General features: G+C 40.7%; 25 protein-coding genes and 1 pseudogene. 21 read left to right on the top strand and 5 right to left on the bottom strand.

What is annotated here, in order from left to right; genetic code table 11:
* Positions 1–19: 19 nt before the first annotated feature.
* A complete protein-coding gene (locus SINDD18_RS06955; protein ID WP_061863598.1) occupies positions 20–568 on the bottom strand; it encodes an NADPH-dependent FMN reductase in 549 nt (182 codons plus the stop codon).
* 260 nt (positions 569–828) lie between these two features.
* Between SINDD18_RS06955 and SINDD18_RS06950 the strand changes: the two genes are divergently transcribed.
* From SINDD18_RS06950 to SINDD18_RS06930, 5 genes are all read left to right on the top strand, one after another.
* Complete coding sequence (locus tag SINDD18_RS06950) at positions 829–1,317, top strand: cell wall elongation regulator TseB-like domain-containing protein (protein WP_061863597.1); 489 nt, start codon at positions 829–831, stop codon at positions 1,315–1,317.
* On the top strand, positions 1,314–2,492 hold the full coding sequence (locus tag SINDD18_RS06945) for a pyridoxal phosphate-dependent aminotransferase (RefSeq protein ID WP_061863596.1): 1,179 nt from the start codon (positions 1,314–1,316) through the stop codon (positions 2,490–2,492). Before SINDD18_RS06950 ends, SINDD18_RS06945 begins: the two co-directional genes overlap by 4 nt.
* Before the next feature lie 150 nt (positions 2,493–2,642).
* Complete coding sequence (gene asnS / locus SINDD18_RS06940) at positions 2,643–3,986, top strand: asparagine--tRNA ligase (protein ID WP_061863646.1); 1,344 nt, start codon at positions 2,643–2,645, stop codon at positions 3,984–3,986.
* A gap of 224 nt (positions 3,987–4,210) precedes the next feature.
* Positions 4,211–5,410: an MFS transporter gene (locus tag SINDD18_RS06935; RefSeq protein ID WP_061863595.1), complete on the top strand. Its 1,200-nt coding sequence runs from the start codon at positions 4,211–4,213 to the stop codon at positions 5,408–5,410.
* Positions 5,411–5,477: 67 nt separating this feature from the next.
* A complete protein-coding gene (locus tag SINDD18_RS06930; RefSeq protein ID WP_045763552.1) occupies positions 5,478–6,245 on the top strand; it encodes an epoxyqueuosine reductase QueH in 768 nt (255 codons plus the stop codon).
* Positions 6,246–6,510: 265 nt separating this feature from the next.
* On the opposite strand, the gene ntdP is transcribed toward SINDD18_RS06930, so the two are convergent.
* The 3 genes from ntdP to SINDD18_RS06915 form a co-directional block, all read right to left on the bottom strand.
* Positions 6,511–7,044, bottom strand: a complete 534-nt coding sequence (gene ntdP / locus SINDD18_RS06925) for a nucleoside tri-diphosphate phosphatase (protein WP_000775325.1) — start codon at positions 7,042–7,044, stop codon at positions 6,511–6,513.
* Positions 7,045–7,132: 88 nt separating this feature from the next.
* Positions 7,133–7,909: a recombination regulator RecX gene (gene recX / locus SINDD18_RS06920; RefSeq protein ID WP_061863594.1), complete on the bottom strand. Its 777-nt coding sequence runs from the start codon at positions 7,907–7,909 to the stop codon at positions 7,133–7,135.
* 10 nt (positions 7,910–7,919) lie between these two features.
* Complete coding sequence (locus SINDD18_RS06915) at positions 7,920–8,693, bottom strand: aminoglycoside 3'-phosphotransferase (protein WP_061863593.1); 774 nt, start codon at positions 8,691–8,693, stop codon at positions 7,920–7,922.
* 56 nt (positions 8,694–8,749) lie between these two features.
* Here SINDD18_RS06915 and rlmD point away from each other — a divergent pair, with 56 nt between their 5' ends.
* The 13 genes from rlmD to whiA all read left to right on the top strand — a co-directional run bounded on the left by rlmD (position 8,750) and on the right by whiA (position 21,297).
* Positions 8,750–10,117, top strand: coding sequence for a 23S rRNA (uracil(1939)-C(5))-methyltransferase RlmD (gene rlmD, locus SINDD18_RS06910; RefSeq protein WP_061863592.1), 1,368 nt, complete (start codon positions 8,750–8,752; stop codon positions 10,115–10,117).
* 117 nt (positions 10,118–10,234) lie between these two features.
* On the top strand, positions 10,235–10,993 hold the full coding sequence (gene tpiA, locus SINDD18_RS06905) for a triose-phosphate isomerase (RefSeq protein ID WP_000087887.1): 759 nt from the start codon (positions 10,235–10,237) through the stop codon (positions 10,991–10,993).
* Positions 10,994–11,222: 229 nt separating this feature from the next.
* On the top strand, positions 11,223–12,959 hold the full coding sequence (locus SINDD18_RS06900) for an ABC transporter ATP-binding protein (protein ID WP_061863591.1): 1,737 nt from the start codon (positions 11,223–11,225) through the stop codon (positions 12,957–12,959).
* Between the two features lie 10 nt (positions 12,960–12,969).
* Positions 12,970–14,751 carry an ABC transporter ATP-binding protein gene (locus tag SINDD18_RS06895; protein WP_061863590.1) on the top strand — a complete coding sequence of 594 codons (1,782 nt, stop codon included), beginning with the start codon at positions 12,970–12,972 and terminating at the stop codon, positions 14,749–14,751.
* A 148-nt stretch (positions 14,752–14,899) separates the two neighbouring features.
* Positions 14,900–15,418, top strand: coding sequence for a Dps family protein (locus SINDD18_RS06890; RefSeq protein WP_061863645.1), 519 nt, complete (start codon positions 14,900–14,902; stop codon positions 15,416–15,418).
* Between the two features lie 127 nt (positions 15,419–15,545).
* Positions 15,546–16,052: a dihydrofolate reductase gene (locus SINDD18_RS06885; RefSeq protein ID WP_061863589.1), complete on the top strand. Its 507-nt coding sequence runs from the start codon at positions 15,546–15,548 to the stop codon at positions 16,050–16,052.
* Positions 16,052–16,222 (top strand): hypothetical protein, encoded by a 171-nt coding sequence (locus SINDD18_RS10870; RefSeq protein WP_000442255.1) that lies wholly within the window; start codon positions 16,052–16,054, stop codon positions 16,220–16,222. Before SINDD18_RS06885 ends, SINDD18_RS10870 begins: the two co-directional genes overlap by 1 nt.
* A gap of 32 nt (positions 16,223–16,254) precedes the next feature.
* On the top strand, positions 16,255–17,487 hold the full coding sequence (gene clpX, locus SINDD18_RS06875) for an ATP-dependent Clp protease ATP-binding subunit ClpX (protein WP_061863588.1): 1,233 nt from the start codon (positions 16,255–16,257) through the stop codon (positions 17,485–17,487).
* 8 nt (positions 17,488–17,495) lie between these two features.
* On the top strand, positions 17,496–18,083 hold the full coding sequence (gene yihA, locus SINDD18_RS06870; RefSeq protein ID WP_000405196.1) for a ribosome biogenesis GTP-binding protein YihA/YsxC: 588 nt from the start codon (positions 17,496–17,498) through the stop codon (positions 18,081–18,083).
* Positions 18,084–18,092: 9 nt separating this feature from the next.
* Complete coding sequence (locus tag SINDD18_RS06865) at positions 18,093–18,473, top strand: RidA family protein (protein ID WP_001140420.1); 381 nt, start codon at positions 18,093–18,095, stop codon at positions 18,471–18,473.
* A gap of 51 nt (positions 18,474–18,524) precedes the next feature.
* Positions 18,525–19,415, top strand: coding sequence for an RNase adapter RapZ (rapZ, locus tag SINDD18_RS06860; RefSeq protein ID WP_061863587.1), 891 nt, complete (start codon positions 18,525–18,527; stop codon positions 19,413–19,415).
* Positions 19,412–20,389, top strand: a complete 978-nt coding sequence (locus tag SINDD18_RS06855; protein WP_061863586.1) for a YvcK family protein — start codon at positions 19,412–19,414, stop codon at positions 20,387–20,389. Before rapZ ends, SINDD18_RS06855 begins: the two co-directional genes overlap by 4 nt.
* Positions 20,386–21,297 (top strand): DNA-binding protein WhiA, encoded by a 912-nt coding sequence (gene whiA, locus SINDD18_RS06850; protein WP_061863585.1) that lies wholly within the window; start codon positions 20,386–20,388, stop codon positions 21,295–21,297. Before SINDD18_RS06855 ends, whiA begins: the two co-directional genes overlap by 4 nt.
* 33 nt (positions 21,298–21,330) lie before the next feature.
* Here the strand turns inward: whiA and SINDD18_RS06845 are convergent.
* Positions 21,331–22,300 (bottom strand): annotated as a pseudogene (locus SINDD18_RS06845) (NAD(P)/FAD-dependent oxidoreductase).
* A 134-nt stretch (positions 22,301–22,434) separates the two neighbouring features.
* Here SINDD18_RS06845 and cdaA point away from each other — a divergent pair.
* Genes cdaA through glmM form a run of 3 tightly spaced genes read left to right on the top strand, consistent with a single transcriptional unit; the run spans position 22,435 to position 25,441 of the window.
* Entirely contained in the window at positions 22,435–23,292 is an 858-nt protein-coding gene (gene cdaA / locus SINDD18_RS06840; protein ID WP_061863584.1) for a diadenylate cyclase CdaA, read from the top strand.
* Positions 23,279–24,070 carry a CdaR family protein gene (locus tag SINDD18_RS06835; RefSeq protein ID WP_061863583.1) on the top strand — a complete coding sequence of 264 codons (792 nt, stop codon included), beginning with the start codon at positions 23,279–23,281 and terminating at the stop codon, positions 24,068–24,070. Before cdaA ends, SINDD18_RS06835 begins: the two co-directional genes overlap by 14 nt.
* 21 nt (positions 24,071–24,091) lie before the next feature.
* Positions 24,092–25,441: a phosphoglucosamine mutase gene (gene glmM / locus SINDD18_RS06830; RefSeq protein ID WP_061863582.1), complete on the top strand. Its 1,350-nt coding sequence runs from the start codon at positions 24,092–24,094 to the stop codon at positions 25,439–25,441.
* Positions 25,442–25,464 lie beyond the last annotated feature (23 nt).

Here is a 25,464-nt window from a genome sequence, read left to right as displayed (position 1 = left end):
CCTCTTTTTTTCAATTCAATTATTGAATAGCTTGAACCAAGTCTTCAGCTTGTTGTTTTAGTGAAGTAGCAACACTGTCTTCAAGGACTAATTTGCCATCTCCCCAAGCAGAATCATTGATACGAGCTGCAGTGAATTCACCTACAACTTGTGTACGGATGAATGGCAAGAGGTCTTTGTAGATTGCAAAGAGTTGTTCATGACCTGCATTTGCTACTGAAGACACAGTGACAATTTTATCTTGAAGGGCAGATGGACCACTAGTTTCAGATAAGTCAAGAGCGCGTGAAAGCCAGTCAAGCAAGTTTTTAACTGTTCCAGGAATTGAGAAGTTGTAGACTGGAGAGAAAATCCAGATAGCATCAGCAACCAGAACAGCTTCACGAGCTGCTGCTACAGCTGGAAGAGTTGGAACTTCAAGTTCTTGGTTAAAAAGTGGGATTGCTGAGTAGTCAAGGTAGCTAACCTCAGCTTTACCTGCAAGAGCTTTTTCGGCTTCTAGCGCCATTTGGTGGTTGAAGGAACCTTCACGAAGTGAACCAACGATAAATAATACTTTTTTAGACATAGGGAGTCTCCTTTATATTTTAATCAGAGCTTTCTCTGTTGTTATAAAAAATGTTACAACAAAACGAAATCATTTGCAAGAAATTTGCCCAGAAAATAAAATCGATGATAGTCAAGATTATTTTTAGGAGTAGAGATTATGAAAAGTCTGTGAAATCAATGATTCAAGCGTCATATATTCCTGTCATAAGAGAAGTTCCGAGACAAATCCTCCTCTTTTACTCACTTGTAATTCACTTGGATAGATGGTAAAATAGACGAGTGAAAATGAGACAGAAAAAAGAAAAAAATTCCTTATTATTTCAGTACGGTATTGGTATGACCCTGCTGGCACTAGTTGTGACTTCCTCCTTTCTCTATTTGGTGTGGCTTAGCATGAAACCTTATCAGACAGCAAAGGTAGAAGGGGAAAAGCTTGCCAAGCAGTATGCGAATCTAGAAACGGTCAGTCAGGTTGATTTCTTCAATGGTTTAGAGAGCTATTTTAGTGTCCTTGGCCAAGACAAGAATCAAAAGCCAGTAGCTGTTTTAATTGAGAAAAATAGTCAAAAAATCTATGTGTATCAACTAGAAAGTGGCACTTCACAAGAAAAAGCAGAAGCAGTTGTCAGAGAAAAAGGAGCAACTGATATTGACGCGATTACCTTTGGGCGGTATGCTGATAAGCCTGTCTGGGAAATCAAGTCTGGTGGAGACTACTATCTAGTGGATTTTGAATCTGGTGCCCTAATCGAAAAGGAGAAACTATGAAATTATCTAAACGTGTCTTAGAAATGGAAGAAAGTGTCACTCTGGCTAGTGATGCAAGAGCAAAGAAATTAAAGGCTGAAGGAAAAGATGTTCTTTTCTTAACTTTAGGTCAGCCCGATTTTCATACTCCTGAAAATATTCAAGATGCTGCTGTTGAGGCTATTCGAGATGGACGTGCTTCTTTCTATACGGTAGCTTCAGGTTTGCCTGAATTAAAAGCAGCGGTCAATACCTATTTTGAACGTTATTATGGTTATTCTGTAGCGGCTAATGAGGTCACATTTGCTACCGGTGCCAAGTTCTCCCTTTATACTTTCTTTATGGCTGTGATTAATCCTGGAGATGAGGTTATCATTCCAACACCTTACTGGGTTAGCTATGGGGATCAGGTTAAGATGGCAGAAGGCCTTCCAGTCTTTGTCCAAGCCAAGGAAGACAATCACTTTAAAGTAACTGTGGAGCAATTAGAAGCAGCTCGCACAGATAAGACCAAGGTCTTGGTTCTGAACTCCCCATCTAATCCTACCGGTATGATTTATTCTCGTGAGGAACTCTTGGCTATCGGAAATTGGGCTGTTGAACATGACATTCTCATCCTAGCAGATGATATTTATGGTCGTTTGGTCTATAACGGAAATGAATTTATTCCAATCTCTAGTCTGTCAGAAGCCATTCGCAAGCAAACCATCGTCATCAATGGTGTATCTAAAGCTTATGCTATGACTGGTTGGCGGGTAGGTTATGCAGTAGGTGATCCAGAAATTATTGCTGCTATGAGCAAATTGACTGGTCAAACGACTTCTAACCTGACTGCTGTATCTCAATACGCAACTATCGAAGCGCTAACTGGACCGCAAGATTCTGTGGAAGTTATGCGTCAAGCATTTGAAGAACGTTTGAATACCATCTATCCACTCTTGTGTGAAGTCCCTGGCTTTGAGGTTGTCAAACCACAAGGAGCTTTCTATCTCTTCCCAAATGTTAAAAAAGCCATGGAAATGAAAGGTTATACCGACGTAACAGCATTTACAACGACTATCCTTGAGGAAGTTGGTCTGGCCTTGATTACAGGAGCAGGCTTTGGTGCGCCAGAGAATGTTCGTCTCAGCTATGCGACAGACTTGGAAACTCTTAAAGAAGCTATTCGTCGTTTGCACCTATTTATGGAAAAATAAGAAGTTAAACCTCCGTCCTCTTTGCGGAGGTTTTTGTAGCTAAAAACTTATGAATTTCTATCAAACTAGCTAGCTATCAGGCATTATTTGTGGTACAATAGTGGGTAATAATGTCTTTAGACAAGTTAAACGAAAAAAGGAAGATAAATGATGACAAAACGTGTAACAATTATCGAAGTAAAAGATTACGTTGGTCAAGAAGTCACTATCGGTGCTTGGGTTGCCAACAAATCTGGAAAAGGGAAAATTGCCTTCTTGCAATTGCGTGACGGAACTGCCTTCTTCCAAGGCGTGGCTTTCAAACCCAACTTTATCGAAAAATTTGGAGAAGAAGTAGGTCTTGAAAAATTTGACACCATCAAACGCCTAAGCCAAGAAACATCTGTTTTTGTGACAGGGATTGTCAAAGAAGACGAACGTTCTAAATTTGGTTACGAGTTGGATATTACAGATATCGAAGTGATCGGTGAATCTCAAGATTACCCAATCACTCCAAAAGAACATGGAACAGACTTCTTGATGGATAACCGTCACTTGTGGCTTCGTTCTCGTAAGCAAGTTGCTGTCATGCAAATCCGTAATGCCATCATCTATGCAACTTATGAGTTCTTCGACAAGAACGGCTTTATGAAATTTGATAGCCCAATTCTTTCAGGAAATGCAGCAGAAGATTCAACAGAACTTTTCGAAACTGACTACTTTGGAACACCAGCCTACTTGAGCCAATCTGGTCAGCTTTATCTTGAAGCAGGTGCTATGGCTCTAGGCCGTGTCTTTGACTTTGGTCCAGTATTCCGTGCTGAAAAATCTAAAACTCGTCGTCACTTGACTGAATTCTGGATGATGGATGCGGAGTACTCATACTTGACACACGATGAGTCACTTGACTTGCAAGAAGCTTATGTAAAAGCATTGCTTCAAGGTGTTCTTGATCGTGCTTCTCAAGCCTTGGAAACATTGGAACGTGACACTGAGCTTTTGAAACGCTACATTGCAGAGCCATTCAAACGCATCACTTACGATCAAGCCATTGACCTCTTGCAAGAGCATGAAAATGATGAAGACGCTGACTACGAGCATCTTGAACATGGTGATGACTTTGGTTCACCACACGAAACTTGGATTTCAAATCACTTTGGTGTACCAACTTTCGTGATTAACTACCCAGCAGACATCAAGGCCTTCTACATGAAACCAGTTCCTGGGAACCCAGATCGCGTGCTTTGTGCAGACTTGCTTGCACCAGAAGGTTACGGAGAAATCATCGGTGGTTCCATGCGTGAGGAAGACTATGATGCCCTTGTCGCTAAGATGGAATCACTTGGTATGGATCGTACAGAGTATGAATTCTATCTTGACCTTCGTAAATACGGTACAGTGCCACACGGAGGATTTGGTATCGGTATCGAGCGTATGGTAACCTTCGCAGCTGGAACTAAACACATCCGTGAAGCCATTCCATTCCCACGTATGTTGCATCGTATTAAACCTTAATAGCCATAAAAACGCCGTCTGGCGTTTTTATACTCTTCGAAAATCAAATTCAAACTACGTCAGCTTCACCTTGCCGTACTCAAGTACAGCCTGCGGCTAGCTTCCTAGTTTGCTCTTTGATTTTCATTGAGTATTACTTTAAATGAAAGAGGTGGAGAAAATGTAGGCAACTCTAAGTAAGTCTTTTAGAAAAACTCATATTATATATTGAAAGAGAGAAAACGATGTTTAAAAGAACTTACAAACGCAATATTCCACTCCTAGCAGGTCTGGAATTCACTTCTTATTTTGGAATTACCAGTTTTTGGATTTTATTTTTCATTCAGAATGGTCTTTCCTTACTTCAAATCGGTCTATTAGAAAGTATCTTTCACGGTACAAGTCTCTTGTGTGAAATCCCGTCTGGTATGTTGGCCGATCGATTTAGCTACAAGACCAATCTCTATTTGGCTCGCTTGGCTAGTATTGTGTCCTCTATCTTGATTTTGTTTGGTCAGGGGAATTTTTGGATCTATGCTTTTGCTATGATGGTCAACGCTTGGTCCTATAATTTTGACTCGGGAACCAGCACCGCTTTCTTATATGATTCAGCAGTTGAAGCTGGTCAAAAGGACCGTTATCTTCAGATTTCTAGCTTTTTGTCTGGTGTGGCAGAAGTCACCCGAACCCTAGGTACAGTTGTGGCAGGCTTCTTTATTCACGGAGCATTGGCTTGGACCTATCTAATTGCTATTGGATTATCATTTCTTTCTATCATTTTGATTTATTTTATGAAAGAACCAATGGCCAAGAGAGAGAAAAATGAAGTCTTAACCTTTAAAATGATTGTCCAGCAAGTTCGTAAAGAATGGCAGGAAAAACCAGTACTCTTTTACTGGATGCTGACTTATCAGCTAGTAGGGACACTCATGTGCATGTTTTACTTTTATTATCAGCAGAAAATAAGTGACTTAGCAGGATGGCAGGTTTCACTGGTCATGCTGATTGGTAGTGGGTTAAATCTTATAGCGGTTTATGTAGCTAGTCAAATCGGTAAAAAATGGAATAGCAATCGAGTTTTTCCGACTCTTGTTGCACTAACGGGCTTGGCCTTGTTGTTGGTGTTTTCAGGAACCCCCTTTGCTTTTCTTCTTGTATATCTTTTAACCAATACACTTTATGCAGTTTATCAGCCTATCTATTTCAATGACTTACAAGGTTATTTACCTTCCAGTGTAAGAGCAACTATGCTTAGTATCAATTCCATGCTCTTTAGTCTTTCTATGATTGTCATTTTCCCATTGACAGGTTGGTTGATTGATCGTTGGGGTCTTGTAGCTGTCTTTTTAGTTCTAGGTCTTATCTTGCTTTTAACCTGTCCTATCTTAATAATCAGTCTGACAAGGATGGGCAAGCTATTAGATAAGGACTTAAAAACTGAGTAAAGCACGAAAACCTATTTGCCCAAAGGATCATCCTGTGGTACAATAGCAAGAGGAAAAGGAGAAGAGTATGATCGATGTAGAAGAAATTCTAAGTAAGATGAATCCCAATCAAAAGATCAACTATGACCGTGTCATGCAAAAGATGGTTCAAGTTTGGGAAAAAAATGAAGAGAGACCAACCATTCTCATGCACGTCTGTTGTGCTCCTTGTAGCACCTATACTTTAGAGTATTTGACCAAGTATGCAGATGTAACCATTTATTTTGCTAATTCAAATATCCATCCTAAAGCTGAGTATCACAAGCGTGCCTATGTGACCAAAAAATTTGTCAGTGATTTCAATGAGCGAACAGGAAATAATGTTCAATATCTAGAAGCACCTTATGAACCCAACGAATACCGTCAACTGGTCCGAGGTTTGGAAGAAGAACCTGAAGGTGGCGATCGCTGCAAGGTTTGTTTTGACTATCGCTTGGACAAGACAGCCCAAGTGGCTATGGACTTAGGATTTGATTACTTCGGTTCAGCCCTAACCATCAGTCCTCACAAAAATTCACAAACCATCAATAGTATCGGGATTGATGTGCAGAAAATCTACACCACTCATTATCTTCCGAGTGATTTTAAGAAAAATCAAGGCTATAAACGCTCTGTAGAAATGTGTGAAGAGTACGACATTTATCGCCAGTGTTATTGTGGCTGTGTCTATGCCGCTCAAGCTCAAAATATTGACTTGGTACAGGTCAAGAAGGATGCAACAGCCTTTATGGTAGATAAGGATATCGAAAAAGACTATTCGCATATCAAGTTCACTGTTACGAAGTTAGATATTTAGACGAAAACCTGCCTCAAGGCAGGTTTTTTACTAGGGAAAGGTGATGGAGAGAAATCGATGGACCAATCTTTGAATTCCTAGCCCATGACTCGCGAGCCTTCAATAAACTAGTTGAGACTTAAGATTTGTGGATAAACATGAAGTTTAGGTTAAAAGTATTTTTTGGAATTTAGAATGCTGATAAACAGTTCAATTAGTCGCCACTCAAAGGCCCGTTGAAAATCAAAAAACGAGGTCAGGATTTTAATCCTGACCTCTGACAACTTTACCGATTCTTTAGTTCTACGTAGCGTTTGTACCAAATGTTGACATAGGCTTCTGAGAAAGGACCTCGCTCATTGTTAATCCAATCAACAAGAATCTTAACATGCTCTTTCAGAATATAGTCTAGATCAGAAGAATACTTCATTTTTCGCTTGTGTCGTTCATACTCTTCAACGTCCAAGAGGCGTTTTTCACCATCTGTAAACACTTTAACATCCAAATCATAGTCAATGTATTTTAAAGCTTCTTCATCCAGATAGTAAGGACTTGCCATATTGCAGTAGTAGGAGATACCATTTTCACGAATCATAGCGATAATATTAAACCAATATTTCTTGTGAAAGTAAACAATAGCCGGTTCTCGAGTCACCCAACGACGACCGTCACTTTCGGTAACAAGTGTGTGGTCGTTGACGCCGATAATAGCGTTCTCTGTTGTTTTTAGTACCATGGTGTCTCGCCAAGTACGGTGGAGACTCCCATCATGCTTATAACTTTGAATTGTAATAAAGTCGCCTTCTTTTGGAAGTTTCATAACTAACCAACTTTCTACAATTTATAAGTTTATCGTTTACTATTGTATCACATTTTTGTTTAAAGTTCTTAGTTTTTTCATGAAAAAATTAAAGATATTCTCTGAGAGCGCTAGCTATATCCGAAAAATCATAACCTTTTCTAGCTAAAACTTGGGTCAAACGTTGTTTCAGTTCGTATCCTTCATACTTTCGTGAGTATTTTTGGTATTGTTTATCTAACTCTTTAAAGATCAACTCCTGAACGGTTTCTTCTTCGACCTGGCTATCTAATTGGTCGAAGGCTGTTTTGGCTTCTGTGTAGGAAAATCCTTTATTGGTTAGACTTTGGATAATCTTATCCTGTAGAGCACGGGCAGGTAATTTACCCTGGTATTTTTTCAGTAGTTTTTCAGCTGTCCGTTCTGCGACTTCCGTCATGTCAAATTCTTGTAAGACTTCTTGGATAATGGATTTGGCAACACCTTTTTGAGAAATCTTCTGCATCAGCATATAGCTTCCCTTATCTCCTGAAAGCTGATTGGAATTGATGATGGCATAAGCATATTGGCGATCATTAATCCAATTATCATCTTTTAAAGACTGGATAACTCTGGGGATGATTTTCTCATCAATTTCATGTTTGGCAAGATAATCTCGAACTTCTTTTTCAGTACGAGCCTTGAAGGATAAGTGGTAGAGAGCTAGATTTTTACTGTAGGAAAATTGTGCAAAGGATTTAATCTCAGTTAGTTCTTCAGCTGAAATCTCTTTCCCTTTAGTCAACATAAAGCGAACAATGGTATCCTCTGTAATGTAGCAGGTTTGGTCGTTATCAAGTTCGAGCAGATAGAGTCTGTTTTTCTTTTCAAGTTTTGTGATTTTCATGTTTTTCCTTTTATCCAAACGCTTCGAAGGCAGCAACGAGTCGAAGTTTGTTGCTATCAACCAGCTCTCTCCCGTAATAGTCGAGAAATAGTTCAGCATATTTGGGATCTTTTAAGTTGTAATTGAGGGACCAAACTGCCCAAAAAAGATCGATATGTCGGTCACTGAAATCAGCCAAACCAAGATCAATAAAACAAGAGAAGTGGTCAGCATCTTTGAGAATAAAGTTTGGTAGACAGGCGTCCCCGTGAATAAAGGCATCTGTTTCTAAAAGGTGCCCTTGTTCTTGGATGAGTTGGAAGGCCTCTTCGCGACTGCTAATCTGGAATTGGGGTAGGAGCGCCTTGGCATAGAACTCCCCTTTTTCATAGTTTTTAAAGGCTCTGTCTTTATAGGATTTTAAATGATTTTCTGATGGAAAATTTTGTGGGTTTAAGCTGTGAAGCTTTTTAAGAGCCTCTGCCACTGTTCGGCAGATTTTTTCTGGCTGGTCTAAAAAAGCGAGAGAATCATGACCAATAGCCTCTTTAGTCAGGAGGTAGTCTTTATCCGTAGATACATAGTCGATAACAGGAGTTCCTATTCCCTCTTGTTCAAACCAACTCGCAATGCTAGCTTCTCGCTCTAATCTTCCCTTTTGATCAATTTTTAAATAGTAACCTGAGTCAAGATAAAGGACCCTTGCGCCTGAATGAGAAGAGCTGTCAGAAAGGCTTGTCCCCTCTATATAAGTTCGTAATTGCTCAGGAAAATCCAATGAGGAAAAAGATATCTTTGTATTCATGGTTTTATTAGTAACATATTCTTAACCATTGAGAAACTACGTGGTATAATAGACTTATGAATCTAAAAGTCAAACAAAAAATTCCATTAAAAATTAAGCGCATGGGGATTAACGGGGAAGGAATTGGTTTTTTCCAGAAAACCCTCGTTTTTGTTCCAGGTGCCCTCAAGGGAGAAGATATCTATTGTCAGGTGACTTCGGTTAAGCGTAACTACGTTGAGGCTAAACTGCTTGAGGTCAATAAAAAATCTAAGTTTCGAGTGGTTCCAGACTGTACCATTTATAATGAGTGTGGAGGCTGTCAAATCATGCATCTGCATTATGACAAGCAGCTAGAGTTCAAGACGGATCTCCTCCATCAAGCTCTGAAGAAATTTGCACCTGCTGGCTATGAAAACTATGAAATCAGACCAACCATTGGCATGCAGAAACCCAAGTATTATCGGGCTAAACTGCAATTCCAAACGCGAAAGTTTAAAGGTCAAGTCAAGGCTGGTTTGTATGCTCAGAATTCTCACTACTTGGTTGAGCTAAAAGACTGTCTGGTTCAAGACAAGGACACGCAGATTATTGCCAATCGCATTGCTGAACTCTTGACCTATCATCAAATTCCGATTACAGATGAACGGAAAATCCTTGGGGTTCGGACCATCATGGTTCGTCGAGCACGGAAAACTGGGCAGGTTCAAATCATTATCGTTACTAATCGCCAATTGAATCTGACTCTCTTAGTTCAAGACCTAGTCAAGGATTTTCCAGAAGTGGTGACAGTTGCAGTCAATACCAATACTGCGAAAACCAGTGAGATTTATGGAGACAAGACCGAGATTATTTGGGGGCAGGATAGTATACGTGAGGGTGTTCTTGATTATGAATTTTCTCTTTCACCTCGAGCTTTTTACCAGCTCAATCCTGAACAGACTGAAATCCTCTATAGTGAAGCTGTTAAAGCATTGGACGTGACTGAGGACGACAACCTGATTGATGCCTATTGTGGTGTTGGAACCATTGGTTTTGCCTTTGCCAAAAAAGTTAAAAATCTGAGGGGGATGGATATTATTCCAGAAGCTATTGAGGATGCCAAAGAAAATGCTAAGCGCATGGGTTATACCAATACTCACTATGAAGCAGGAACTGCAGAAGAAATTATTCCTCGTTGGTACAAGGAAGGCTACCGTGCAGATGCTTTGATTGTAGACCCGCCACGTACAGGTTTAGATGATAAGCTCTTGGATACCATTGTCAAGTATGCTCCTGAAAAGATGGTCTATGTTTCCTGCAATGTGTCTACCTTGGCGCGTGATTTAGTCCGTCTAGTAGAGGTCTATGATCTACACTATATCCAGTCTGTTGATATGTTTCCACACACGGCTAGAACAGAAGCAGTGGTCAAATTAACCAGGAGAAAGCCAGCTTCTAGATAAAAACGGCAACTGGAAAGTTTTTGAAAAGAAGACTTCTAGTTACAGAGTAAGATTTGCAAGCTATCTTTAAATATGATAAAATAAGTAGAAAATAAAATGAAAAAAGAGGTATGTGAAATGTCACGTAAACCATTTATCGCTGGGAACTGGAAAATGAACAAAAACCCAGAAGAAGCAAAAGCATTCGTTGAAGCTGTAGCATCAAAACTTCCTTCAGCAGACCTTGTTGAAGCAGGTATCGCAGCTCCAGCTCTTGATTTGACAACTGTGCTTGCTGCTGCTAAAGGTTCAAACCTTAAAGTTGCTGCTCAAAACTGCTACTTTGAAAATGCTGGTGCTTTCACTGGTGAAACTAGCCCACAAGTTTTGAAAGAAATCGGTACTGACTACGTTGTTATCGGTCACTCAGAACGTCGTGACTACTTCCACGAAACAGACGAAGATATCAACAAAAAAGCAAAAGCAATCTTTGCAAACGGTATGCTTCCAATCATCTGTTGTGGTGAAAGCCTTGAAACTTACGAAGCTGGTAAAGCAGCAGAATTCGTAGGTGCTCAAGTTTCTGCTGCTCTTGCAGGATTGACTGCAGAACAAGTAGCTTCAACAGTTATCGCATACGAGCCAATCTGGGCTATCGGTACTGGTAAATCAGCTTCACAAGACGATGCACAAAAAATGTGTAAAGTTGTTCGTGACGTTGTAGCTGCTGACTTCGGTCAAGAAGTAGCTGACAAAGTACGTGTTCAATACGGTGGTTCAGTTAAACCTGAAAACGTTGCTGAATACATGGCTTGTCCAGACGTTGACGGAGCTCTTGTTGGTGGTGCATCACTTGACCCAGAAAGCTTCTTGGCATTGCTTGACTTTGTAAAATAAGCCTTAAATATCTGAGACAGACAGTTCCCCCTCTCGAGGTTTTGGCTGCCTGTCTTCTTTTTAGTAAAATGGCGTGCGAAAGCACGCTCTTTTCTGCATTTTATACTCAATGAAAATCAAAGAGCAAACTAGGAAGCGAGCCGCAGGCTGTACTTGAGTACGGCAAGATGAAGCTGACGTGGTTTGAAGAGATTTTTGAAGAGTATTAGAAGAAAAAGAAAGGAGAATCATGCTGTATATTTGGTCTTATCTCAAACGCTATCCCAAGTGGTTAGTGTTAGACTTTCTCGGGGCAATTTTCTTTGTCATTGTCAATCTAGGTTTACCAACAGTTTTAGCCCGCATGATTGACCAGGGAATCAACCAAGGTGACCAGGATAAACTCTATTTTTGGGCCATCATCATGTTGGTTATTATTGTTCTAGGAACATTTGGACGAGTTGTTCTGGCTTATGCTGCTAGTAAATTGACCACGAATATGGTTAAGGACATGCGAGATGATGTCTATGCTAAGCTGCAAGAGTATTCTCATCACGAATATGAACAAATTGGTGTGTCTTCACTAGTCACTCGTATTACCAGTGATGCCTTTGTCCTCATGCAGTTTGCGGAACAAACGCTTAAGTTGGGTGTTATCACTCCCATGATGATGTTGTCGAGTATTCTCATGATTTTCTTGACCAGTCCTTCACTAGCTTGGATTGTAGCTTTTTCCGTTCCTTTTCTAGCTGTAGTAGTCATTTATGTGGCGGTGAAAACGCGTCCTTTATCTGAAAAACAACAGAAAACTTTGGATAAGATTAACCAGTATGTCCGTGAAAATTTGATGGGGCTACGAGTAATTCGTGCCTTTGCTCGTGAAGATTTTCAAGAAAAACGTTTCGAAGAGAAAAATGCAATCTATGCAGATAATTCGAATCGCTTGTTCAAATTAACTGGTTTGACGGAACCACTATTTGTGCAAATCATTATCGCTATGATTGTAGCTATCGTTTGGTTTGCTTTGGATCCTCTCAAACAGGGAAGTTTGCAGATTGGGGATTTGGTGGCCTTTATCGAGTATAGTTTTCACGCTCTCTTGTCCTTCCTTTTCTTGTCAAACCTCTTTACCATGTACCCTAGAACGGCCGTATCCAGTGAACGCTTGAAGGAAATCATGGATATGCCGATTTCCATTGATCCAAATGAGGACGGAATTCAAGAAACAGAAACCCATGGTTATCTAGAATTTGATAATGTAACCTTTGCCTATCCTGGGGAAACAGAAAGCCCTGTTTTGCATAACATTTCCTTTACTGCTAAACCGGGAGAAACCATTGCTTTTATCGGCTCAACTGGTTCAGGTAAGTCTACTCTAGTTCAATTGATTCCTCGTTTCTACGATGTTACACTAGGGAAAATTAAGGTCGATGGTGTTGATGTCCGAGATTACCGCCTCAAATCACTCCGCCAGAAGATTGGGTTTATTCCACAAAAAGCCTTGCTCTTTACAGGGACTATCGCAGATAATCTCCGTTACGGAAAAGAGGACGCCAGTCATGAGGATTTGCACCAAGCAGCTGATGTAGCCCAAGCCAAAGACTTTATCGAAAGTCGAGAAGAAGGTTTTGCAACTCATCTAGCTGAAGGGGGAAGCAATCTATCAGGTGGTCAAAAGCAACGCTTGTCGATTGCCCGCGCAGTCATCAAGGGTCCAGATATCTACATTTTTGATGATTCTTTCTCAGCTTTGGACTACCGTACAGATGCTATCTTGCGTCGTCGTCTCAAGGAAGTGACTCAAGATGCTACGGTATTGATTGTTGCGCAACGTGTTGGAACCATCATGGACGCTGACCAGATTATCGTTCTGGATAAGGGTGAAATCGTTGGACGTGGTCGCCATGAGGAATTGATGGAAACCAATGACATCTATCGAGAAATTGCTGAGTCGCAGTTGAAAAATGCGTCTCTGACAGAAGAATAGGGGGTAAAGGATGAAACAACAATCTAGTCTAGCTCGTCTATGGAGCTATTTAAAAGCCTACCGTTTCTCTGTTTTCTTTGCAGTCTTCTTGAAAATAGTTAGCGTCATTATGAGTGTTATCGAGCCTTTCGTATTGGGACTTGCTATCACTGAGTTAACCAGCAACCTCCTTGCCATGGCAAATGGTGTTGCAGGAGCAGGCATTAATACTAGCTATATCGCAGTGATTCTGGCGATCTATCTCTTGCGTGGCCTTTTTTATGAGTTGGGTTCTTATTACTCAAACTACTTCATGACCAATGCTGTCCAGTCTATGATACAGGATTTGCGAAATGAAATGAGCGAAAAAATCAACCGCATCCCTGTGTCTTACTTTGACAAACACCAATTTGGAGATTTGCTGGGACGTTTTACTAGTGATGTAGAGACCGTATCTAATGCACTCCAACAATCCTTCTTACAGATTGTTAATGCAGTCTTTACCATTCTTTTTGTTATGGGAATGGTCCTCTATCTAAATCTTCAGTTGGCTATCATTGTTATCTTGTCGATTCCGATTACTTATTTTGGTGCTAAAACGATTCTGAATCGTTCGCAGCCGTACTTTAAACAGCAAGCAGCTATATTGGGACGTATGAATGGATTTGTACAGGAAAACTTGACAGGTTTTAATGTTTTAAAACTTTTCGGACGTGAAGAAAACTCTCAAGAGAGATTTGAAAAGATTACGGATGAATTACAACAAGTCGGATTCAAGGCTAGCTTTATTTCAGGTTTGATGATGCCTGCCCTTCACATCGTATCTGATTTAACCTACCTGATTGTTGCAGTATTAGGTGGATTGCAAGTTATTGCAGGACGCTTGACTATTGGTAACATGCAGGCCTTCGTTCAATATGTATGGCAAGTCAGCCAACCGATTCAAAATATCACTCAATTAGCTGGGCAAATGCAAAGTGCTAAGTCTTCTCTTGATCGTGTCTTTGAAGTTCTAGATGAACAGGAAGAAGTCCAAACTGCTGAAGTGAAAGAACTAGCACCATTGACAGGACAAGTTAGTTTCAAAAATGTCGATTTCCAATATGTAGAAAACAAACCATTGATTCGCAATTTTAACTTAGATGTTGAACCTGGAGAGATGGTAGCCATCGTAGGACCAACTGGAGCAGGTAAAACAACCTTGATCAACATTCTCATGCGTTTTTACGATGTAACAGCTGGTGCTATTTTAGTGGATGGACAAGATATTCGAGACTTGTCTCGTCAGGACTATCGTCGACAGTTTGGCATGGTCTTACAGGATGCCTGGCTCTATGAAGGTAGCATCAAGGAAAATCTTCGCTTTGGAAATTTGGATGCAACAGATGAAGAAATCGTTGAGGCGGCTAAGGCGGCCAATGTTGACCACTTTATTCGCACTCTTCCTGGTGGCTATAACATGGAAATGAACCAAGAGTCAAGTAATATTTCTCTTGGCCAGAAACAGTTGTTAACTATCGCGCGTGCTCTCTTGGCGGATCCTAAAATCTTAATTTTGGACGAAGCAACCTCATCAGTTGATACACGTTTAGAACTTTTGATTCAAAAGGCTATGAAGCGTTTGATGAAGGGAAGAACAAGCTTTGTCATCGCCCATCGCCTTTCGACTATTCAGGAAGCTGATAAGATTTTGGTGCTGAAAGATGGACAGATTATCGAACAAGGAAATCATGAAAGTCTCTTAGCTGCCAAAGGTTTCTATTATGATCTTTATCAAAGTCAATTTTCTAGTAAAAACAGAGAAAATAGCTAGGATAAATAGCCACTCATTTTCTTAAATTATCAGTCAATTACAACTTTTTTAATATGGGTTAATTTCCTTGCTTTTATCTACTAGGAGTAGTATACTGAGGTAGTAATCAATAAAGATGGTTACAAAAAATAATTATGAGGTGAGAAAGATGGTAGAATTGAAAAAAGAAGCAGTAAAAGACGTAGCAACATTATCTAAACCAGCGGCAGAAGCGCTAGTAAATACAAAGGAAGTTTTGAATCAATCAGTAGCAGACTTGTATGTAGCACATATCGCTCTTCATCAAGTACACTGGTACATGCGTGGACGTGGATTCATGGTATGGCATCCTAAGATGGATGAATACATGGATAGCCTTGATGGTTACCTAGATGAAATCAGCGAACGCTTGATTACACTTGGTGGCAAACCATACTCTACTTTGACAGAATTCCTTCAACACAGTGAAATCGAAGAAGGAGTTGGAGAGTTCCGTAATGTAGAAGAAAGTTTGGAACGTGTTCTTGAAATTTATCGTTACCTCATCACCCTTTTCCAAAAAGCTTTGGATGTAACAGATGAAGAAGGTGATGATGTAACCAATGATATCTTCGTTGGTGCTAAGGCAGACCTTGAAAAAACTGTCTGGATGCTTGCAGCAGAATTAGGACAAGCACCTGGTTTGTAAGATACTCTATTTTGTCAAAAATCCGTAGAAAGTTTCTACGGATTTTTTCTATTTCGGAGGGCGTTCCAAAACAGTCTTTTTTCAAGATTTTTGATAAAATAGAACTATCAATAAAAAGGATGAAAGCATGACAAAGAAAATCGTAGCCATCTGGGCTCAAGATGAAAAGGGTGTAATCGGAAAAGAGGATCGCTTACCATGGCATTTGCCAGCAGAGTTAAAACATTTTAAAGAAACAACCTTGAATCATGCCATCTTGATGGGACGTGTCACCTTTGATGGAATGGGACGACGATTGCTTCCAGGACGTGAGACTCTGATTTTGACGCGCAATCCTGAAGAGTCAATTGAGGGTGCTCTGGTTTTCCAAAATGTTGAGGATGTTTTAGACTGGTACCATAACCAGGATAAAAATCTCTATATCATTGGGGGCAAGCAGATTTTCCAGCTTTTTGAACCTTATCTTGATGAGATTATTGTGACACAAATCCACGCTCAAGTTGAAGGGGATACTTATTTCCCGGAAGATTTTGATTTGACTGTTTTTGAGACTCTTGCAAGCAAATCTTATACTAGAGATGAGAAAAATGCCCATGATTTCACCATCGAATATAGAAAGAGAAAGGAAGTCTAATGGAGCGTAGTATTTTTGGATTTTTTACAGCTCTTTTGTGTGCTGTCTGTCTTGTAGCTGGAACACACGCTTTTCGTAAAAAGCGCTTTGGACTTGCTACTCTACTTTGGCTAAATGCCTTTACAAACTTGGTGAATAGCATTCATGCTTTTTATATGACCTTATTTTAGATAGAATGAATGATTAGAAATGGAAGGAAATCATGCCGACGAATAGAAAAAATGATATGATGGTTTATTGCTCATTTTGTGGCAAGAGCCAAGATGAAGTACAAAAAATTATAGCAGGTAACAATGCTTTTATCTGTAACGAGTGTGTGGAGCTAGCTCAGGAGATTATCCGAGAAGAGTTGGCAGAGGAAGTATTGACAGATCTTTCAGAAGTTCCAAAACCAATTGAACTTCTCAATATTTTAAACCACTACGTTATCGGTCAAGATCGTGCTAAACGTGCTCTCGCAGTAGCTGTATATAACCACTACAAACGCATCAATTTCCATGATACTCGTGAAGAGACTGAAGATGTGGATTTGCAAAAGTCAAACATTTTGATGATTGGCCCAACTGGTTCAGGGAAGACTTTCCTTGCTCAAACTCTTGCTAGAAGTTTGAATGTACCATTTGCTATTGCAGATGCAACAGCCTTGACGGAAGCTGGCTATGTCGGTGAGGACGTTGAAAATATCCTCCTCAAACTCTTGCAAGCAGCTGACTTTAATATCGAACGTGCAGAACGTGGAATTATCTACGTAGACGAAATCGATAAGATTGCTAGGAAGAGCGAGAACGTTTCTATCACACGTGATGTATCTGGTGAAGGTGTGCAACAAGCTCTCCTCAAGATTATCGAGGGAACTGTAGCTAGCGTACCACCTCAAGGCGGCCGCAAACATCCACAACAAGAAATGATTCAAGTGGATACCAAGAATATCCTCTTCATCGTGGGTGGGGCCTTCGATGGCATCGAAGAAATCGTCAAACAGCGTTTGGGAGAAAAAGTCATTGGTTTCGGGCAAAACAACAAGGCCATTGATGAAAATAGCTCTTACATGCAAGAGATCATTGCAGAGGACATTCAAAAATTCGGTATTATCCCTGAGTTGATAGGGCGCTTGCCTGTCTTTGCAGCTCTGGAGCAGTTGACAGTAGATGACTTGGTTCGCATTTTGAAAGAGCCAAGAAATGCCTTGGTCAAACAATACCAGACCTTGCTTTCATATGACGATGTTGAACTTGAATTTGACGATGAGGCTCTCCAAGAGATTGCCAACAAAGCTATTGAACGTAAGACTGGTGCGCGTGGCCTTCGCTCAATCATCGAAGAAACCATGCTAGACGTTATGTTTGAAGTTCCAAGTCAAGAAAATGTGAAAACAGTTCGTATCACAAAAGAAGCGGTTGACGGAACGGCTAAGCCAATCCTAGAGACAGCCTAGAGGTGATTATGGAAATCAATACACACAATGCTGAGATTTTGCTGAGTGCAGCCAACAAGTCCCACTATCCGCAGGATGACCTGCCAGAGATTGCCCTAGCAGGCCGTTCAAATGTTGGCAAGTCTAGCTTTATTAACACCATGTTGAACCGCAAAAATCTGGCCCGTACATCTGGGAAACCTGGAAAAACCCAGCTACTCAACTTCTTTAACATTGATGACAAGATGCGCTTTGTGGATGTACCAGGTTATGGCTATGCCCGCGTTTCCAAAAAGGAACGTGAAAAGTGGGGGCGCATGATTGAGGAATACCTGACGACTAGGGAAAATCTCCGTGCCGTGGTCAGTCTGGTGGATCTCCGCCACGACCCGTCAGCAGATGATGTGCAGATGTACGAATTTCTCAAGTATTATGAGATTCCGGTTATCATCGTTGCGACTAAGGCAGATAAGATTCCCCGTGGTAAGTGGAACAAGCATGAATCAGCAATCAAAAAGAAATTAAACTTCGACCCAAGTGACGACTTCATCCTCTTTTCATCTGTTAGCAAGGCAGGGATGGATCAGGCTTGGGATGCAATATTAGAAAAATTATGAGGGAAAGAAATGGCAAAAACAATTCATACAGACAAAGCTCCAAAGGCTATCGGACCATATGTTCAAGGAAAAATCGTTGGCAATCTTTTGTTTGCGAGCGGTCAAGTTCCTCTTTCACCTGAAACTGGTGAAATTGTAGGAGAAACGATCCAAGAACAGACAGAACAAGTCTTGAAAAATATCGGTGCTATTTTGGCTGAAGCAGGAACAGACTTTGACCATGTTGTTAAAACAACTTGCTTCTTGAGCGATATGAATGACTTTGTTCCTTTTAACGAGGTTTACCAGACTGCCTTTAAAGAGGAATTTCCAGCTCGTTCAGCTGTAGAGGTTGCACGTCTTCCTCGTGATGTAAAAGTCGAAATTGAAGTCATCGCTGAGATTGGATAAGCGAGTTGAAGTTTGGTTCTTCCAAACTTCTTTTGATATAAGGAGACTATGATGACAATGAAACAACTTCACCTGGTGATTGTAACAGGGATGAGTGGTGCAGGGAAAACTGTAGCCATTCAATCCTTTGAAGATTTAGGATATTTTACGATTGATAATATGCCACCAGCTCTCTTGCCAAAGTTTTTGCAGTTGGTAGAGACCAAGGATGACGACCACAAGTTAGCCCTAGTGGTGGATATGCGAAGCCGTTCTTTCTTTTCAGAGATTCAGGCTGTCTTAGATGAATTGGAAAATCAAGATGATTTGGACTTCAAGATTCTCTTTTTGGATGCAGCTGATAAGGAATTGGTAGCACGCTATAAGGAAACTAGAAGAAGTCACCCTCTTGCAGCAGATGGTCGTATCTTGGACGGTATCAAGCTGGAACGCGAACTCTTGGCTCCTTTGAAAAATATGAGTCAAAATGTGGTTGATACAACAGAGTTAACTCCTCGTGAACTTCGCAAGACTATTGCAGAGCAATTTTCGGACCAAGAACAAACGCAGTCTTTCCGTATCGAGGTCATGTCATTTGGGTTTAAATACGGTATTCCAATTGATGCCGATTTGGTATTTGATGTTCGCTTTTTACCAAACCCGTACTATCTGCCAGAACTTCGTAATCAGACAGGTGAAGACCAGGCAGTTTATGACTATGTCATGAACCATGAGGAATCTGAAGATTTCTACCGTCATTTGTTAGCCTTGGTTGAACCAATCCTACCAGGCTATAAAAAAGAGGGCAAATCAGTCTTAACTATTGCGATTGGTTGTACTGGTGGACAGCATAGAAGTGTCGCTTTTACCAAGCGTTTAGCAACTGACCTATCTAAAAGTTGGCCTGTAAATGAAAGTCATCGTGATAAAGACCGAAGAAAGGAAACGGTAAACCGTTCATGAGAAAACCCAAAATTACAGTGATCGGTGGAGGAACCGGAATCCCTGTTATTTTAAATAGTCTACGGGAAAAAGACGTCGAAATTGCAGCCATAGTAACCGTTGCGGATGATGGTGGTTCTTCAGGTGAATTGCGTAAGAATATTCAACAGTTGACACCTCCAGGGGATTTACGTAATGTCCTTGTAGCCATGTCAGATATGCCAAAGTTCTATGAAAAGGTCTTTCAATACCGTTTTTCAGAGGATGCAGGTGCTTTTGCTGGTCATCCATTAGGAAACATTATCATAGCTGGATTATCTGAAATGCAGGGCTCGACCTATAACGCCATGCAATTGCTGAGTAAATTTTTCCACACGACAGGTAAAATTTATCCTTCAAGTGACTATCCTTTAACACTCCATGCTGTCTTTAAAGATGGAACAGAAGTAGCTGGAGAAAGTCATATTGCAGACCATCCAGGCATGATTGACCATGTCTATGTGACCAATACTTTGGATGATGAAAAACCGCAAGCAAGTCGCAGAGTCGTCAATACCATTCTCGAGAGTGATATGATTGTTTTGGGCCCAGGTTCGCTCTTTACATCGATTTTGCCAAATATTGTCATTGAGGAGATTGGACAAGCACTTCTTGAGACCAAGGCTGAAATTGCCTATGTCTGCAACATCATGACCCAGCGTGGAGAGACAGAGCATTTCACAGACAGTGACCACGTAGAAGTCTTGCAACGTCATTTGGGTAGACCATTTATTGATACTGTGCTTGTTAATATCGAAAAGGTTCCGAGGGACTATATGGATACCAACCGTTTTGATGAGTATTTAGTACAGGTTGAGCATGATTTTGAAGGCTTACGTAAGCAAGTCCCACGTGTCATTTCATCCAACTTCCTACGTTTGGAAAATGGTGGCGCCTTCCACGATGGGGATTTAATCGTTGATGAATTGATGCACATCATACAGGTGAGAAAATGAGTTTCACAGTAGCAGTAAAAGAAGAAATCCTAGGTCAGCACCATCTGAGTCGCTATGAGTTATCAGCCATTATCAAGATGTCTGGAAGCGTAGGTTTGTCGAGTTCTGGCTTAACCTTGTCCGTTGTTACAGAGAGTGCCAAGCTTGCCCGCCATCTCTATGAATCTTTCTTACACTTCTATGGCATCAAGTCGGAGATTCGTCACCACCAGAGAAGTAATCTACGGAAAAACCGCGTCTATACTGTATTTACTGATGAGCGAGTCCAAGAACTTTTAGCGGATTTACGTTTGGCCGATTCATTCTTTGGTCTGGAGACAGGGATTGATCCAGATATTTTAGGAGATGAAGAAGCAGGACGTGCCTATCTCTGTGGCGCCTTCTTAGCGAATGGCAGCATTCGTGATCCCGAGTCAGGCAAGTATCAGCTGGAAATTAGTTCAGTTTATCTAGATCATGCCCAAGGGATTGCTTCGCTCTTGCAGCAGTTTTTGTTAGATGCCAAGGTGATTGAACGAAAAAAAGGTGCAGTGACCTATCTCCAGCGAGCAGAAGATATTATGGATTTCCTGATTTTGGTGGGAGCCATGCAGGCGCGAGATACTTTTGAAGGTGTCAAGATTCTCCGAGAAACTCGTAATGATCTCAATCGTGCCAATAATGCAGAGACGGCTAATATTGCTCGTACGGTTTCAGCGAGTATGAAAACCATTAACAATATCAGTAAAATCAAAGATAGAATTGGCTTGGATAATCTTCCAGCAGACTTGCAGGAAGTTGCCCGTCTGCGTATCCAGCATCCAGACTATTCTATTCAAAAGTTGGCGGATAGTCTGACAAATCCCTTAACCAAAAGTGGTGTCAATCATCGCCTGAGAAAGATTAACAAAATCGCAGAGGAATTGTAAAAACCACGAATCGTATGATTCGTGGTTCTTTTCTTATAGACTTGTAGAGTGTTTTGGTTGTACCTTTTGTTCGGGGTCGATATAGTTGATAGCATTATTAACGGCAGTTGGTGCTTCACCTAAACCGGTCGCAATCAAGTCAATCTTACCTTCGTAGTAGCAGCAGTCACCGATAGCGTAAATTCCAGCTTGGCTTGACTCCTGCTTGCTATTGACGATAATCTTGTGACGGTTAAGGTCAAGTCCCCATTTTTTAAGATTACCTACAGAAGATTTGAAGCCATAGTTGACAAAGAGATGATCGAGTTCAATGCTTTCTGTCTCCTCGGATTTAACTTTTGTGATTTCAAGCTTGTCTAAAGTTTTTCCATCTCCAAGAAGCTGACTTGGCACAAATGGTGTTTTTGACAGTCACAGAAGACTCTTGCAAGGCTTGGACGCTATGCTCAAGAGCACGGAAGTTATCGCGACGATGGACAAGTGTAGTTGGAGCAATCTTTTCAAAAGCTAGTGCCCAGTCAACGGCTGAGTCACCACCACCCAGGATGGTTACCTTCTGACCAGCGTATTGTTGAATATTAGAAACGTGGTAGTGGATATTGTCATAGCCTTCTACACCTTCCAATTCAAGTGGACGTGGTTTAAAGGCACCACCACCCATAGCAATAATAACGGTTTTAGAAGTATGATTTCCCTTATTGGTTGTAATCTTAAAAACATCATCCTCTTTTTCAATCTCAAGAACAGTTTCATTGAGGTGAACAGGTGTCTCAAAACCTTCAAGTTGTTCCAAAAGGCGGTTAGTCAATTCTTCCCCTGTGAGGTTTGGAAAACCAGGAACATCGAGAATTTGTTTTTCAGGATATAGGATAGCAGGTTGACCACCTAGTTGAGGAAGAGAATCGATGATTTGTACTTTGGCTTGACGAAGGTGAGCATAAAAGGCTGCGAAAAGACCGACAGGTCCACCTCCTACAATGGTGATATCATATAGTTCAGACATGGTTTCTCCTTAATTCATTTCTATCATTTTATTCTATCATATTTTCTACCAATTTAAAATGAAGTAGGGGGAAGAAAATTTTCATATAAAATGATATAATGAAGAGTAGCTTTTTTATGGAGAGGAGGCCTAGAATGAATTTTCAACAATTATCTAATCTTCAATACTGGTTTAGTTTATTTTCCAGTCCTTGGAGTATTCTGATAAATGTGATTGATATTCTTATCGTTGCCTATATCTTATACCAATTTACAAAATCAATTGCAGGAACCAAGATTATGATCCTGGTTCGAGGTGTTTTAGTTTTTATCTTAGCTCAGATAGCGGCAAATACCCTAGGCCTGACAACTATTTCCTGGTTGATCAATCAATTGATTACTTACGGTGTTATCGCAGCGGTAGTTATTTTCTCTCCAGAAATTCGGACAGGTTTAGAGCGTTTGGGACGTGCGACTGATTTCTTTTCAAGTACACCAATGAGTTCAGAAGAACAGATGATTCAGGCCTTTGTCAAAGCGGTAGAATATATGAGCCCTCGGAAAATTGGAGCACTTGTATCAGTTCAGCGTGTCAGAACCTTGCAGGAATATATTTCCACGGGGATTCCTTTAGATGCTAAGATTTCTGCAGAACTCTTAATCAATATCTTCATTCCAAACACACCTTTACATGATGGTGCAGTCATTATAAAAGGTGATCGAATAGCTGTAACATCTGCTTATCTTCCACTTACTGAAGACACTGGTATTTCTAAGGAGTTTGGAACGCGACACCGTGCAGCCATTGGTTTATCTGAGGTTTCTGATGCTCTCACTTTTGTGGTATCAGAGGAAACTGGAGGTATTTCCATTACCTATAATGGTGTCTTTAAGCATGATTTAACGATGGAAGAATTTGAGGAAGAGCTTCGTCGTATACTGATTCCGGAAAATTCACAAGAGCCAAGCTTAACAGAGCGTATATTAGGAGGCTGGAAGAATGAAAAAAAATAGTTTATATATCATCTCCTCACTCCTCTTTGCTTGCGTTTTATTTATTTACGCTACCTCTATTAATTATCAAAATAATAATAATGCAAGACCGGCTCGAACAGAAACCTATACCAATACAGTCGTAAATGTACCAATTGATATTCAGTACGATAGTGAGCAGTATTTTATTAGTGGTTTTAGTTCAGAAGTAACGGTATTTTTAACTGGATCCAATCGAGTGACCTTGGCTAGTGAGATGCAAGAAAGCACTCGTAAATTTAAGGTTACTGCAGATTTAACACAGGCGACAGAAGGAACCGTTGAAGTTCCCTTGACCATTGAGAATCTACCAAGTGGTTTAACAGCCCTAGCAACACCGCAGAAAATCACCGTTAAAATTGGGAAGAAAGCAACACGGGATAATTTACCAGTCACTCCACAGATTGACTCTGGTAAGGTTGATGAACGAATTCTCATCGATAGTGTGACTGTTTCGGATGAACGCGTTTCGGTTACTAGTGATGTTGATACCTTGTCTAAGATTGATAAGATTGTGGCTGTTTTACCAACTAGTGAAAAAATTACAGGAAATTATACAGGTTCAGTTCCTCTACAAGCTATTGATAAGAATGGAACAGTTTTACCAACGGTGATTACACCGTATGAAACAACCATGAAGATAACAACGAAACAAGTTCGATCAGCAAGTAGTTCTACCTCTTCAACTACTAGCTCATCTTCAACGAAATCTTCTACTACAGGGTCTGAAACCAAACCAGACTCTTCAAAAAAAGACTAAAAAATTAGAAAAGGATATAACATGGGGAAATATTTTGGAACGGACGGAGTCCGTGGAGAAGCAAACGTAGAACTTACGCCAGAATTAGCTTTTAAATTGGGACGTTTTGGAGGTTATGTTCTCAGTCAACATACGACTGAAGCACCAAAAGTTTTTGTAGGACGTGACACTCGTATCTCAGGTCAAATGCTAGAAGCGGCTTTGATTGCTGGTCTCCTTTCAGTTGGAATTCACGTTTATAAACTAGGCGTTCTTGCAACACCAGCAGTAGCTTATCTTGTTAAAACTGAAGGTGCAAGCGCAGGTGTTATGATTTCAGCAAGTCATAACCCAGCCCTTGATAACGGAATTAAATTCTTTGGTGGTGACGGCTTTAAACTAGACGATGACAAAGAAGCAGAAATCGAAGCCTTGCTTGATGCAAGTGAAGATAGTCTTCCACGTCCAAGTGCAGAAGGATTAGGTACTGTTGTTGATTATCCAGAAGGCTTGCGTAAATATGAAGCCTATCTTGTTTCAACTGGAACTCCTCTTGAAGGGATGAAGGTTGCCTTGGACACTGCTAACGGAGCAGCTGCAACAAGTGCTCGTCAAATTTTTGCAGACCTAGGTGCTCAATTAACAGTTATCGGAGAAACTCCAGATGGCCTTAACATCAACTTGAACGTTGGTTCAACTCATCCAGAAGCTTTGCAAGAACTTGTAAAAGAAAGCCAGTCTGCCATTGGCTTAGCCTTCGATGGTGATAGCGACCGTTTGATTGCAGTTGATGAAAACGGAGAAATTGTCGATGGTGACAAGATTATGTACATCATTGGGAAATACCTCTCTGAAAAAGGTCAATTGGCTCAAAACACGATTGTGACAACAGTTATGTCCAACCTTGGTTTCCATAAGGCCTTGGACCGTGAAGGGATCAATAAGGCAGTTACTGCTGTTGGAGACCGCTATGTCGTTGAAGAAATGAGAAAATCAGGCTACAATCTCGGTGGTGAGCAGTCAGGTCACGTTATCTTGATGGATTACAATACAACAGGTGATGGTCAGCTTTCAGCGGTTCAATTGACGAAGATCATGCAAGAAACAGGTAAGAGTTTGTCTCAATTGGCCTCAGAAGTGACCATTTACCCACAAAAATTAGTCAATATCCGTGTGGAAAATGCCATGAAAGAAAAAGCTATGGAAGTGCCAGCAATCAAGGCTATTATCGAGAAGATGGAAGCAGAAATGGCAGGCAATGGTCGCATCCTCGTTCGCCCAAGTGGAACGGAGCCACTCTTGCGTGTCATGGCTGAAGCACCAACCACTGAGGAAGTAGACTACTATGTAGACACTATTGCTGAAGTTGTTAAAACTGAGATTGGTATTTAGTAAATCTAGCAGAAAATAAAAAA

It is taken from the genome of Streptococcus infantis (assembly GCF_001579645.1).
GTDB classification, from domain to species: Bacteria; Bacillota; Bacilli; order Lactobacillales; family Streptococcaceae; genus Streptococcus; species Streptococcus infantis_E.
Note: the sequence above shows the minus strand (reverse complement) of the source record. Positions and strands in the feature narration are given on the sequence as shown.